Origin of the sequence: Candidatus Ancaeobacter aquaticus (assembly GCA_030765405.1) — a bacterium.
Lineage (GTDB): Bacteria > Auribacterota > Ancaeobacteria > Ancaeobacterales > Ancaeobacteraceae > Ancaeobacter > Ancaeobacter aquaticus.
Genome location: JAVCCP010000041.1, coordinates 1 through 13,354, shown reverse-complemented (window position 1 = coordinate 13,354; position 13,354 = coordinate 1). Strand labels below are relative to the sequence as shown.

Annotated in this window: 10 protein-coding genes; 9 read left to right on the top strand and 1 reads right to left on the bottom strand. The window is 40.3% G+C overall.

What is annotated here, in order from left to right; translation table 11 throughout:
• The first annotated feature begins 9 nt into the window (after positions 1-9).
• From carB to mtaB, 9 genes are all read left to right on the top strand, one after another.
• Positions 10-3,303 carry a carbamoyl-phosphate synthase large subunit gene (gene carB, locus P9M13_05075; GenBank protein MDP8262657.1) on the top strand — a complete coding sequence of 1,098 codons (3,294 nt, stop codon included), beginning with the start codon at positions 10-12 and terminating at the stop codon, positions 3,301-3,303.
• Positions 3,303-4,085, top strand: a complete 783-nt coding sequence (locus P9M13_05070) for a dihydroorotate dehydrogenase electron transfer subunit (GenBank protein MDP8262656.1) — start codon at positions 3,303-3,305, stop codon at positions 4,083-4,085. Before carB ends, P9M13_05070 begins: the two co-directional genes overlap by 1 nt.
• Before the next feature lie 3 nt (positions 4,086-4,088).
• Positions 4,089-5,006 (top strand): dihydroorotate dehydrogenase, encoded by a 918-nt coding sequence (locus P9M13_05065; GenBank protein ID MDP8262655.1) that lies wholly within the window; start codon positions 4,089-4,091, stop codon positions 5,004-5,006.
• Between the two features lie 144 nt (positions 5,007-5,150).
• Positions 5,151-5,864, top strand: a complete 714-nt coding sequence (gene pyrF, locus P9M13_05060) for an orotidine-5'-phosphate decarboxylase (GenBank protein MDP8262654.1) — start codon at positions 5,151-5,153, stop codon at positions 5,862-5,864.
• 68 nt (positions 5,865-5,932) lie between these two features.
• The gene (gene grpE / locus P9M13_05055; GenBank protein ID MDP8262653.1) at positions 5,933-6,532 is read left to right on the top strand and encodes a nucleotide exchange factor GrpE; all 600 of its coding nucleotides are present in this window, start codon (positions 5,933-5,935) and stop codon (positions 6,530-6,532) included.
• Between the two features lie 162 nt (positions 6,533-6,694).
• The gene (gene dnaK / locus P9M13_05050) at positions 6,695-8,644 is read left to right on the top strand and encodes a molecular chaperone DnaK (GenBank protein MDP8262652.1); all 1,950 of its coding nucleotides are present in this window, start codon (positions 6,695-6,697) and stop codon (positions 8,642-8,644) included.
• 88 nt (positions 8,645-8,732) lie between these two features.
• Positions 8,733-9,908, top strand: coding sequence for a molecular chaperone DnaJ (dnaJ, locus tag P9M13_05045; GenBank protein ID MDP8262651.1), 1,176 nt, complete (start codon positions 8,733-8,735; stop codon positions 9,906-9,908).
• Positions 9,909-9,994: 86 nt separating this feature from the next.
• The gene (locus tag P9M13_05040) at positions 9,995-10,741 is read left to right on the top strand and encodes a 16S rRNA (uracil(1498)-N(3))-methyltransferase (GenBank protein MDP8262650.1); all 747 of its coding nucleotides are present in this window, start codon (positions 9,995-9,997) and stop codon (positions 10,739-10,741) included.
• Positions 10,742-10,743: 2 nt separating this feature from the next.
• The gene (mtaB, locus tag P9M13_05035) at positions 10,744-12,021 is read left to right on the top strand and encodes a tRNA (N(6)-L-threonylcarbamoyladenosine(37)-C(2))-methylthiotransferase MtaB (protein ID MDP8262649.1); all 1,278 of its coding nucleotides are present in this window, start codon (positions 10,744-10,746) and stop codon (positions 12,019-12,021) included.
• A 3-nt stretch (positions 12,022-12,024) separates the two neighbouring features.
• On the opposite strand, the gene ychF is transcribed toward mtaB, so the two are convergent.
• Positions 12,025-13,119, bottom strand: coding sequence for a redox-regulated ATPase YchF (gene ychF / locus P9M13_05030; protein MDP8262648.1), 1,095 nt, complete (start codon positions 13,117-13,119; stop codon positions 12,025-12,027).
• Positions 13,120-13,354: the final 235 nt, after the last annotated feature.

Genomic DNA, 13,354 nt, shown 5'->3' with positions numbered 1-13,354 from the left:
GAATAGTACATGCCAAAGCGTACAGACATAAAAAAGATTTTACTTATAGGATCAGGACCGATCATTATTGGTCAGGCATGTGAATTTGACTATTCGGGAACGCAGGCATGTAAAGCGTTACGCGAAGAAGGATACGAAGTTGTTTTGATCAACAGTAACCCGGCAACCATTATGACTGATCCTGAATTTGCCGATAAGACATATATTGAACCGATTACTGCAGAGATTATTGAAATGATCATTAAAAAAGAGCGTCCTGATGCAGTTCTTCCAACACTTGGAGGTCAAACTGGCCTTAACGTTGCGATTGAACTCGCTGATAAAGGAATATTAGATAAATACAATGTTGAAATGCTTGCCGCGAAAGCTGATGTTATTAAAAAAGGTGAAGATCGAGAACTTTTTAAAAAGACCATGATTGAGATCGGTCTTGATCTGCCAAAGTCGGGGTATGCAAAAAACCTTGAAGATGCACGCAAGATTGCCAGCGACATCGGCACCTATCCGCTTATCATAAGACCTAGTTTTACTTTAGGGGGAACTGGTGGCGGTATCGCATACAATAAAGAAGAATATGAAACTATTGTCGCAAAAGGTATTGAATACAGTCCGGTAAGTGAAGTGTTAATAGAAGAAAGTTTATTGGGGTGGCAGGAATTTGAACTTGAGGTGATGCGCGACAAAAAAGATAATGTCGTTATCATATGCTCTATTGAAAACTTTGATCCGATGGGGATCCATACCGGTGACAGTATCACGGTAGCGCCTGCACAAACACTTTCTGATAAATGTTATCAGGAAATGCGTGATGCATCTAAAAAAATTATTCGTGCAATTGGTGTTGAAACAGGAGGGTCGAATATACAGTTTGCAGTCAACCCTGCTAATGGCCGCATGGTCATAATTGAAATGAACCCTCGTGTATCCAGAAGCTCTGCACTTGCATCAAAGGCGACAGGTTTTCCTATAGCAAAGATAGCCGCAAAACTTGCCGTAGGATACACCTTAGATGAAATACCCAATGATATTACGAAAGAAACAACTGCATGTTTTGAGCCATCAATAGATTATTGTGTGGTTAAGATACCGCGATTTGCATTTGAAAAGTTTCCGGGTGCTGATTCTACTTTAGCGATACAGATGAAATCTGTCGGTGAGGTGATGTCTATCGGGTCTACGTTTAAGGAGGCAATGCAAAAAGCGATGCGGTCCCTTGAAATAAAGCGGTTTGGTCTTGTTGCCGATGCTATGGAGCTTACGACAACCAGCAGAGACGAACTCAGGCAAAAACTTCTTGTGCCGCGTGAAGATAGAATATCTGCAATTGTTCAAGCGTTTAAAACAGGATTTACTGTCTCAGATATATTTGATCTCACAAAGATAGATAAGTGGTTTTTACATAATATTAAAGATATCATTGATTTTGAGGTGGAGTTTAAAGAAAAGGTAAAGGCGTTTAAAGATCCTCAATCTTTAAAAAATGAACACGAATTGTTTTTTAGGGCAAAAGAACTCGGTTATTCCGATGTGCAGATTGCGTGCTTAACAGGGTTAGATGAAATTGCAGTGCGTTCTATGAGAAAAGAGATGGGGATAGAGCCTGTATATAAGCTTGTTGATACCTGTGCAGCTGAGTTTGAGGCGTATACACCATATTATTATTCTACTTATCAACGGCCGTTTTATCATGTTGATGATGCAGGGAATGTAGCCCAGATAACTGATGATGAAGTACGAAAAACTGATAAAAAGAAAATTATGATCCTTGGTGGCGGGCCAAATAGAATTGGCCAGGGTATCGAGTTTGATTATTGTTGTGTGCATGCATCATTTGCTTTAAAAGAGGACGGGTATGAAACAATAATGGTTAACAGTAATCCGGAGACAGTATCCACTGATTATGATTCGTCGGATAAATTATATTTTGAGCCGCTTACGTTTGAGGATGTATTAAATATTTATGAACGTGAAGAATGTTCTGGTGCAATTGTACAGTTAGGTGGGCAGACCCCGCTTAATCTTGCATTAAGGCTTAAAAAAGCAGGGGTAAATATTATTGGTACATCTCCTGAAAGTATAGATGTCGCTGAGAACAGAGAGAAATTTCAGAAGATGCTTAAAAAGCTTGGTCTGATCCAACCAGCTAATGGTACCGCGATAAATACTGATCAAGCGATAAGTATTGCAAAGGATATTGGCTATCCTGTTGTTGTGAGACCTTCATATGTTTTGGGTGGTCGAGCAATGAAAATAGTTTTTGATGAGGCGTCACTCGTTGAATATATGACCCATGCAGTAAAGGTGTCACCTGATCATCCGATCTTGGTCGATAAGTTTCTTGAAGATGCGGTTGAAATAGATGTTGATGCAGTATCTGACGGAGAAACTGTTGTTGTTGGTGCGGTAATGGAGCACATTGAAGAAGCGGGAATACATTCCGGTGATAGCGCATGCATAATTCCGTATTTTTCTCTTTCAGATGAGATTGCGGCAAAGATCAAAAAGGACACGCATGTATTAGCTCTTGAGCTGAATGTTAAGGGGTTGATGAATATTCAGTTTGCGGTAAGAAATGATGTTATATATGTACTTGAAGTGAATCCGCGTGCATCACGAACGATACCGTTTGTGAGTAAATCGATCGGTGTGCCGCTTGCAAAAATTGCGGCAAAAGTGATGGCAGGAAAAACATTGAAAGAACTTGGTTTTACGGAAGAGGTTACGATAGATCATTTTTCTGTCAAAGAAGCGGTTTTACCGTTTATACGGTTTCCGGGAGTCGATATTCTTCTCGGGCCTGAAATGAAATCAACGGGTGAAGTAATGGGTATCGATTCAGTTATGGGGCTTGCATTTGCAAAATCGCAGATGGGTACCGGGCAGAAATTGCCAATGAGTGGCACAGTATTTATCAGTGTAAAAAATCAAGATAAACGAAAAATAGTATTTATTGCTAAACGATTACTTGATATTGGGTATAAAATAGTTGCGTCTAGCGGGACCGCAAAAGTTTTCAAGAATAACGGGATTGATGCTGTACCGCTTTTTAAAGTAAGTGAGGGACGTCCAAACATATTGGATTATATTAAGAACGATGACATTGATCTTATTATTAATACTCCTTCAGGGCAAATTCCTCTTGAAGATGAGGTAAAGATACGATCAACTGCCGTTGCGCATAATGTTCCGATCATTACTACATTATCAGCCGCGCAAGCAGTGGTTAACGGTATTGATGAAATGGCAAAGAGAAAACTAACGGTTAAAGCATTGCAAGAATATCATATGGGAATACCTTCATAATGAATATAGTGCAAAAAGAATATGAGATAGTAAAAAATGCGCAAATAAACGAGAATTATTATTATTTGCAGATTTCAGCGCGTGATATTGCCAGTCAGATTGTTCCCGGGCAGTTTGTATCTCTTCGTGTGCATGGTAGAAGTCTTTTGATTCGTCGTCCGTTTAGTGTGTATGATACTGACGGTACACGACTTTCAATCATATATAAGGTTGTCGGTAAAGGTACCTCAGCTTTGACTACTGCCCAAGCGGGTGAATCGATAGATGTTATGGGGCCTTTAGGAAATAGTTTTGAAATAAAGGATGGTGCTCAGGCAATTCTTGTTGGTGGTGGAGTTGGTATTGCGCCACTTTATTTGTTAGCAAAAAAAATCGGCAAGAATGTAACAGTGTTGTTGGGCGCGCAAAATAAAGATGAACTTGTTTGTCAGGACGCTTTTTCTGGTATAGGGTGTGATGTGCGCATAGCAACAGATGATGGTTCGATTGGTGAAAAAGGATTGGTAACAGAGTTGCTAAAAAATGAGCTCGCTGAGGGTAGTGACGGTAAGGTGATATATACATGCGGCCCTAAAGGTATGCTCAAAGCGGTATCAGAGATTGCTAAGGATAGCGATGTGTTGTGCCAGGTATCACTTGAAGAATATATGGCCTGTGGTATTGGTGCATGCATGGGATGTGTTGTTAAGGTAGTCAGCGATGAAGCGCCTGATGGGTATGAGTATCAGAGAGTTTGTAAAGAGGGCCCAGTTTTTGAGGCCAGCACAATTATTTGGGAATAGCATATGACAAGAAAACCGTACACGGAAGTTAATATTGGGTCACTGAGTTTAAAAAACCCGGTACTGGTGAGTTCTGGAACGTACGGGTTTGGCGAAGAATATGCTAAATGTGTTGATATAGAAAAACTTGGTGCTTTAGTTACTAAGACGATAACGCTCAATCCGAGAAAAGGAAATCCGCCACAACGCATTGTTGAAACACCCTCAGGTATTTTAAATGCTATTGGGCTCCAGAATCCCGGGTTTGATATGTTTGTTAAAAACAAACTGCCGTTTTTAAAAACCCTTAGAATGCCGATCATTGTAAATATTGCCGGTGACTCGCCACGTGAATATGCTGAACTCACTGAGAAGATCGCTGAAACCGGTATCGCATCAGCATTTGAGATTAATATATCGTGTCCAAATGTAAAAAAAGGCGGTATAGCATTTGGTGTGGATCCTAAAGCGACGTTTGATGTAGTGCACAGAGTTCGTAAAGTAACCGAGCTTCCGATTATTACAAAGCTCTCACCGAATGTAACAGATATTAAAGTATTTGCAAAAGTTGCGATTCAAGCCGGAACGGATGCAGTGAGTCTAATAAATACCTTGCTTGGGATGTCTATTGATGTAAATACAATGAAACCAAAGATCGGAAATATTACCGGTGGGTTGAGTGGTCCTGCCGTACGACCTGTCGCGGTAAGAATGGTATGGCAGTTAGCGCAAAAATATGATATACCAATAATAGGTATGGGTGGTATTGAAGATACTGAAAGTGCATTAGAGTTTTTACTAGCGGGAGCAACAGCAGTTAGCGTCGGTACAGCAAACTTTTATAATCCGAAGGCACCATATGAAATAATAAAAGGATTGGAAGAGTACTTGCAAGACAAAGACATTGAAGACATCAACCAACTAAAAACAAAACTCAACTAAAAACTTGTGCTACGCCACCTCCCCCCCCCTTTTTTTTTATATCCACCGCGTAGGTGGAACAGCCTCTGTTCCACCTACGCGGTGGATATAACGGGGGGATAAAAGATAATAAAGATTAATAAGTAGTAATAAATGGAGATAAATATGAAGGGTGAGATAATTATAGCGCTGGATGTTGAGGATATTAGCTCGGCACAGAAGTATGTGAAGATGCTTAAAGGTGATGTTTCTTTCTTTAAGATTGGTAGTCAGCTCTTTACTTCAGAGGGAGCGGATGTTGTTAAGATGGTAAAAGACAATGGTTGTAAGGTTTTTCTCGATCTCAAATTTCATGATATTCCTCATACCGTGAGAAAGGCTTCGGAGTCTGCAACTGCACTCGGTGTTGATATATTTAATGTTCATACATCAGGTGGCACTGCCATGATGAGAGAGGCGGTAAGCGGTGCTGAAATAGTTTCACTCAAAAAGGGTGTTACCATGCCGAGCATTTTAGGAGTAACGTGTCTCACCAGTCTTAATGATGAAATATTAAAGAATGAACTTAATATAAGAAGACAAATTAAAAAACAGGTTGTTCATCTTGCAAAACTCGCAAAGAATGCCGGGCTAAACGGTGTTGTTGCATCCGCTCAAGAGATACGGACAATAAGGCGTGCATGCGGAAAAGATTTTATTATCTTAACTCCTGGGATCAGGCCTGAATGGTCGCAAAGCGGTGATCAGAAAAGAACCATGACGCCGATTGAAGCAATACGGGCAGGGAGCGATTACCTAGTTATCGGGCGCCCTGTTCTTGCACACAGCGATCCTAAAAAAGCGCTCAAGATGATCATAGCAGAAATTGAAACTATTTGACAAATTAATAACCTCTGTTATTATTTCAATTCCAATATCGATACATTAACAATTTTTGAGGGATGATAATGATGAAGCATAAGAAAAAACATGAAGAAGAAAAAGCACCGGACGAGATAAAAGACAAAAAGGCTGAGAAAAAAGATGTAACCTTAACTCATGATGAGTATACTGCGCTAAAAGATAAAGCCGATAAGGCAGATGAAAATCATGACAAGTTTATGAGATCTTTGGCTGATATTGAAAATTACCGTAAACGTGTACAAAAAGATAAAAGCGATATTTTAAAATTTGCTAATACAGATTTTATAAAAGGGTTATTCCCAATACTCGATAATTTTGATCGTACAGTTATGAATATTACCGATACGTCTGATGTTCTCAAGGTTAAAGAAGGCATTGGGCTAATCGATGGGCAATTCCACAAATATTTGGAAAGTGTGGGGTTGAAGACTATAACATCGGTTGGTGAGGAATTTGATCCGCATAAACACGAAGCTGTTATGAGCGAAGAAACCGATGAGTATCCTGAAAATGTTGTTGTTGAGGAAATGCAAAAAGGGTATTTGCTGAATGATCGACTGATTCGCCCTTCTATGGTAAAAGTGGCAAAACCACTGTCATCTTCAGAGGAAGCTGCTACTCAAGATAGTGTCAAAGACGAGTAATAAACTTAACGTTGAGACATAATGTCTCTTGTGTGCCGTTTATCCCAAATTACCGTTATTCCTATCCGCTTAATTATTAATTGTTTATGCAAATTTTGGTCTGGGATATTATTGGCATATTACTTGCTTTTATAAACATAAAAGAAAAAGGAGGACAATACTATGTCTGAAAAAATTATTGGTATCGATTTAGGAACTACAAATTCATGTGTTGCAATCGTTGAAAACGGTGAACCGGTGGTTATTCCCAACGCTGAAGGCGGAAGAACGACACCTTCTACCGTTGCATTCACTAAGGCTGGTGAAAGACTTGTTGGTGCTGCAGCAAAACGTCAAGCGGTAACTAATCCGGATAATACTGTTTACTCGATCAAACGTTTTATGGGGCGCAAAGAATCTGAAGTGAAAGCTGAAGAAAAGATTGTTCCGTATAAAGTCGTTGCGTCGGCCGATGGTGATGCGGTAATTGAAGCAGCTGGTAAGACGTATACCCCGCCTGAAATTTCTGCGATAATTTTGCAGAAGATGAGACAAACTGCTGAAGATTTTCTTGGAACAAAAGTAAATAAAGCAATTGTTACTGTTCCTGCGTATTTTAATGATAGCCAGAGACAGGCAACAAAAGATGCCGGAAAGATTGCTGGTCTTGAGGTATTACGTATTATCAATGAGCCGACTGCGGCATCTCTTGCATACGGGCTTGAAAAGAAAAAAGATGAGAAGATAGCAGTATTTGATCTCGGTGGCGGTACATTTGATATTTCTGTTCTTGAATTGGGTGAGGGTGTTTTTGAGGTAAAGGCAACAAACGGTGATACTCATCTTGGTGGAGATGATTTTGATCAAAAAATTATTGATTGGCTTGCTGCTGAGTTTAAAAAGGAACAGGGAATCGATCTGAGAAGTGATAAAATGGCTCTTCAAAGATTAAAAGAAGGTGCTGAGAAGGCAAAGATCGAGCTTTCATCTACTATGCAAACTGAAATCAGTTTGCCGTTTGTAACTGCTGATGCAAGCGGACCAAAACATTTAAACATGTCTTTATCACGAGCAAAGCTTGAGCAGTTAACGGAAGATTTGCTTGAAAGGATAAAAGGTCCTGTTTATCAAGTGTTGAAAGACGGTAAATTTAAACCTGAAGATGTAGATGAAGTGGTTCTTGTTGGTGGTATGACACGTATGCCGGCTGTTCAACAAATCGTAAAAGACATCTTTAAAGGCAAAGAGCCGCACAGGGGTGTTAATCCTGATGAAGTTGTTGCAATCGGTGCTGCAATACAAGGCGCAGTTTTAGGCGGTCATGTAAAAGATGTATTGCTTCTTGATGTGACACCGCTTTCACTTGGGATCGAAACACTCGGCAATGTAAGCACACGTCTCATTGAGAAAAATACTACTATTCCGACACGCAAAAGCCAGATCTTTTCTACTGCGGCGGATAGTCAAACTGCAGTAAGTATTCATGTTTTACAGGGTGAACGCGAAATGGCTGGTGATAACAGAACACTTGGTAAATTTGATCTTGTTGGTATTCCTGCCGCACCGCGTGGCGTTCCTCAAATTGAGGTAACGTTTGATATCGATGCAAATGGCATTGTCCACGTGTCTGCAAAGGACCTTGCAACAGGTAAGGAGCAGAAGATTAAGATTGAAGCGTCCAGCGGGCTTTCAGATGAGGAGATTCAGAAGATGGTTAAAGAAGCTGAATCGCATGCTGATGAAGACAAGAAAAAGAAAGAAGAAGTTGAGACCCGCAATCAAGCCGATACGCTTGTCTACACTACAGAGAAAACAGTGAAAGAATGCGGAGATAAAGTAGAAGCTGAAGAAAAAGAAAAAGTAGAAAAGGCGATAGAGAGCCTTAAGTCGATTCTGGGAAGCGGTTCCGTTGAAAATATCAAAAAAGCAATGGAAGAAGTGACGCAAGCTTCACATAAAATATCTGAAATAATGTATAAAGAAGCGAGTGAAAAATACCAGCAGGCAAATCCAGGACAGCAAGGTCCTGAAGGTGCAGGTGCAGCAGGTGCCGGTCCGGATGCTGGGAAGAAGAAAGATGATGATGTCGTTGATGCAGACTATGAAGATGTCGGTGAAGGCGATAAAAAATAAGTTGTAAACAAGTGTAGGGATATATCTTTTAACACGTAAGGCTAATCGATATATTCCTGCATTTTTATTTATGTAAAGGATCGAGATTATGCAGATAAAGAGATCATATTATAAGATTTTAGAAGTAACAACAGAAGCGACAGATGGTGAAATAAAAAAATCATACCGAAGACTTGCCGTTCAATATCATCCTGATAAGAATCCGGGAGATCATCAAGCAGAAGAAACGTTTAAGGAAATAACCGTTGCCTATGAGGTTCTGGGAGATCCTGAAAAAAGAATGCGTTATGACCAGTTTGGTCACGATGCGTACGTGAGCGGTGGTGCCGGCGGTTTTGGCGGCGGCGGGGGTTTTGGGATTGATCTTGAAGAAGCTCTCCGTACTTTTATGGGTAACTTTGGCGGTGGTGGCGGCGGTGGTTCGATTTTTGATGCATTCTTTGGTGATGATACGCAGGCACCAGGTAAAAGGGGTGCGATACATGGCTCGGACATACGCTATGATCTTGAGATAGATTTTGAAGAAGCCGCATTTGGTACTGAAAAGACGATTGAAATACCGAAACTAACAACCTGTCAGAGCTGTAAAGGTGAGGGGGCCGAGCCAGGGACGGAAAAAACGACCTGTAAAAGTTGTGGTGGTTCAGGGCAAGTAACAAGCAATGCCGGTTTTATTAATATTCTGAGAACATGCGGAAAATGTGGCGGTATCGGTTCAGTCATTGAAAACCCCTGTAAAAAGTGCCGTGGAGATGGCCGTATTCATATAAAGAAAGAATTGTCAGTACAAGTACCTGCTGGTGTAGAGTCCGGGTCTCGTTTGCGTATGACCAGTGCGGGTGAGGATGGAGCTCGCGGTGGAGAAGCCGGGGACCTGTATATTGTCATACATGTTAAAAAACACGAAATATTTGAACGGCATGGAGACGATATTTTATGTGAAATGCCTATCAGTTTTACGCAAGCAGCTTTAGGGAGCGCTGTAGAAATACCGGCACTTGAAGGCAAAACAACCTTGAAAGTCCCTGAAGGGACACAAACAGGAAAATTATTCCGTTTAAAAGGTAAGGGTATTACCGATTTACGCGGTTATGGTAGAGGAGATCAAATTGTGCGCGTGGTTGTTGAGACACCGACGAATCTTACTTCTGAACAGAAATCTCTTTTAACTCAGTTTGCTGAAATCAGCGGTGAGGAAGTGCACCCTATAAGCCAATCCTTTATCAAAAAAGCAAAGAAGTGGTTTAAGTTTTGCAGTGATTGATATGTATGGTAAAGACGTTTTACGGTCAGCGCCACGTGAGTTTGTGTTGATCGATTCATTTTAATAATATAGATTACGCCAAGAGTATGTCACATAAACGAATTCACATTCCAGCTGATATTATTTCTGAACATCCCCTCGTGGTCCCACTTGATGCGACTCAGGTAAATTATCTTATTAATGTTCTTCGTTTAAAGCAGGGTGATAGTATCACTGTCTTTGATGGAGAAGGTTGTGAATACGATGCGTATATTGATGAATGTGGAGACAATGCGGTTGCCGCGAAAATAGTAAAGAAAAGAGAGTGTGAGACTAATGCTGAGTCGGTATACATCACTGTTGCTGTTGCATTAGCTAAGGGCAAGAAGATGTCTCTCATAGTGCAAAAACTTACCGAAATCGGAGTGGATGTTATTGTTCCATTAGTTACGAAAAGAACCGTGGTGCAGGTTAAGGATGATGAAGTAAAAAAAGAAAAATGGAAAAAAGTAGCAATAGAGGCTGCCAAACAGTGCGGTCGCGCGGATATTCCGGCTATTACAGAAATAATGGAGTTTAGTGATTACGTACATAACAAACATGCTGGAGGGATGAAGCTTATTGCATATGAAAGCGGGAAAACGTTGCTCAAATCAATTATGCAAGAGAAGCAGGTCTTAGTGGCGGGATCCGTTTGTGTCGTTGTTGGTCCTGAAGGGGGATTTGAGAAAAGTGAAATTGCGCAGGCGCAGGAAAATGGATTTCAGGAATTCTCATTTGGTGAAACAATTCTTCGTACAGAAACAGCAGCTATTGCAGCTGCCCTCATTATAAAATATGAAACGGGGTTTTAACTATGGAAACCACTAAGTATTTTCGCATTGAAACACTTGGCTGTAAAGTAAACCAGTATGACAGCCAGCTTATCCGTGAACAGCTTTTAAAGAACGGGTATAAAGAATGTTCGGGGAATGATGTTCCTGCTGGAGATGGCAGTCTTATAGTGATAAACACCTGTACGGTAACAGGTAAAACGGATCAAAAGTGCCGTAACACGATTCGTAAAATGATCAAACAAAAAGGAAGTGCAAAAGTTGTTGTTACCGGATGTTATGTTGATGGTGACAGAGTGGCAATTGAAGATATAGATGGGGTTGATTATATTGCTGAAAATGAGTATAAAACAAACATCTTAAAATATATTAATAAGGATAAAGAGTATGATGGAGTAAGCGGTATTACTCGTTTTGAGGGTCGTACACGCGCATTTCTAAAAATTCAGGATGGGTGTAACGAGTTTTGCACGTATTGTAAGGTGCCCTATGTCAGAGGAAAAGTTGAGAGTAAAGATGTATCAGCTGTTGTCCGTGAAGCACAAGCGATAATAAATAATGGCTATAAAGAGATCGTCTTAACAGGAATACATCTGGGAAGTTATGGTGCTGAGTCAGATAAAAACTGCTCTCTCATTGAGGTGTTAAAAGCATTATCCGATATTGAAGGAGACTTTCGTATACGTTTGAGCTCGATAGAACCTATGAATATTACACCGTCTCTTATCGAGCAGTTATCAACGATACAAAAACTATGCCCGCATTTTCATATTCCAATTCAAAGCGGTGATGATAAAATTCTTCAGAAAATGGGCAGGCACTATACCTATAGTGAGTACAAAGAGATCATTGATTGCTTTAAGAAATATTTCCCTCAGTGTGCTATTAGTACTGACCTCATAATTGGGTTTCCCGGTGAAACAATGGAACATTTTGACCATTCAGTTAAAGCTATAGGTGAGAATCTATTTTCAAAAGTACATGTTTTTCCCTTTAGTGCACGGAAGGGAACAAAAGCGTGCGATTACCCGGATAGGGTATCTCCGGAAGAGATGCAAAGCAGGGAGTTTATTCTTGATTTTATAACCAATGATACAGCATTTATGTTTAGGCGTACTCAGCTGGGTTTAGTGAAACAGGTGCTCTTTGAAGAAGAGTGTGAAGAAGGTGTCTATAGCGGTTTTACCGAAAATTATCAGCGGGTCAAGGTGAAGGGGACAAGCGAGCTCTTAAACACTTTTGCTTCAGTGAAGCTGACTGATTATGATGTAGATTGCTTTTATGGAGAGTTGCAACAATAGTGACTATCTGTTAAACCTGAACAAGATTATATCGCCATCGGTAACACAATATTCTTTTCCTTCGATGCGGCCAAGACCTTTAGCTTTTGCATTCTGTTCACCTCCGCATGAGATAAAATCCTCAAAGCGTGTTACTTCCGCACGAATAAACCCTCGTTCAAAATCAGTGTGGATTTTTCCTGCAGCTTGTGGCGCTTTCGTCCCATTCAGTATTGTCCACGAACGAAGCTCTTTTTCATTGTGGGTAAAGAAGCTTATCAGATGAAGTAAATCGTAGCTTTCTTTTATTATGATATCAAGCCCCGAAGAAGATAAACCAAGTTCTTCACGATACTGACACTGTTCTTCAGGTGATAGTTCAAGTAATTCAGCCTCTATTTTTGTACACATCTTAACGGGCATGGCGTTTTGTGTTGCTAAATACGTTTTTAATGATGTTACAATATCATCATCAGAAGCAAGTTGTTCTTCACTGACATTTGCAACATACAAAACACGCTTAGACGTTAATAGATTAAACTGTTTTACTGTTTTGTCCTCTTCTTTTGATGTAGGAAGCGTGTACGCGGGCTTATTTTCTTCTAAGTGATGTAATATTTTATCTGCACATTTGTGCTCTTCTAGTGCATGTTTGTCTCCGGTCTTAGCGAGTCGCGCAATACGCGCAATAACTTTTTCTATAGTTTGTAAATCAGCTAAGATGAGTTCAGTTGAGACGATATCTATGTCACGCACTGGATCAATTGATCCGGAAGAATGTGCAATATTATCATCCTTAAAACAACGGACAATATGAAGAAGTGCATCGACTTCACGGATATGTGACAAAAACTGATTTCCCAGGCCTTCACCTTTATGAGCATCTTTTACGAGGCCGGCAATATCAATAAACCCTAATGTTGTGGGAATTATTTTATCTGTTTTAATGAGTTCAAAGATTTGTGAAAGTCTTGTATCGGGAACGTGGACAACACCCACATTAGGATCAATTGTGCAAAACGGGTAATTCGACACGTCCGCATGTGCATTTGTGAGTGCATTAAAAAGCGTAGATTTTCCGACGTTTGGTAATCCAACAATACCGCATTGCAAAGCCATGGGAATCCTTTTTGTTTTGTTACCCAGAAGTATAGTTAAAATTAAGGGGACAGTATACTTAATTTTATATCATTAAGTATTGAATGCTATACCAAATAATTAAGTATACTGTCCCGTGCGCCAAGAAAGCTAATGTAAGCAAGCTGGAAAACCAGCCCGACTAAAGCCTAACCAGCAGGTCGGTACAGAACTCAGCGCATAGTAAGGCAACGAATTATGCGAAGCCTGAGAGAAG

What these genes read in the sequence shown, in the direction of transcription:
- carB (MDP8262657.1), top strand. Translation starts at nt 10, where the DNA reads ATGCCAAAGCGTACAGACATAAAAAAGATTTTACTTATAGGATCAGGA.
- P9M13_05070 (MDP8262656.1), top strand. Translation starts at nt 3,303, where the DNA reads ATGAATATAGTGCAAAAAGAATATGAGATAGTAAAAAATGCGCAAATA.
- P9M13_05065 (MDP8262655.1), top strand. Translation starts at nt 4,089, where the DNA reads ATGACAAGAAAACCGTACACGGAAGTTAATATTGGGTCACTGAGTTTA.
- pyrF (MDP8262654.1), top strand. Translation starts at nt 5,151, where the DNA reads ATGAAGGGTGAGATAATTATAGCGCTGGATGTTGAGGATATTAGCTCG.
- grpE (MDP8262653.1), top strand. Translation starts at nt 5,933, where the DNA reads ATGATGAAGCATAAGAAAAAACATGAAGAAGAAAAAGCACCGGACGAG.
- dnaK (MDP8262652.1), top strand. Translation starts at nt 6,695, where the DNA reads ATGTCTGAAAAAATTATTGGTATCGATTTAGGAACTACAAATTCATGT.
- dnaJ (MDP8262651.1), top strand. Translation starts at nt 8,733, where the DNA reads ATGCAGATAAAGAGATCATATTATAAGATTTTAGAAGTAACAACAGAA.
- P9M13_05040 (MDP8262650.1), top strand. Translation starts at nt 9,995, where the DNA reads ATGTCACATAAACGAATTCACATTCCAGCTGATATTATTTCTGAACAT.
- mtaB (MDP8262649.1), top strand. Translation starts at nt 10,744, where the DNA reads ATGGAAACCACTAAGTATTTTCGCATTGAAACACTTGGCTGTAAAGTA.
- ychF (MDP8262648.1), bottom strand. Translation starts at nt 13,119, where the DNA reads ATGGCTTTGCAATGCGGTATTGTTGGATTACCAAACGTCGGAAAATCT.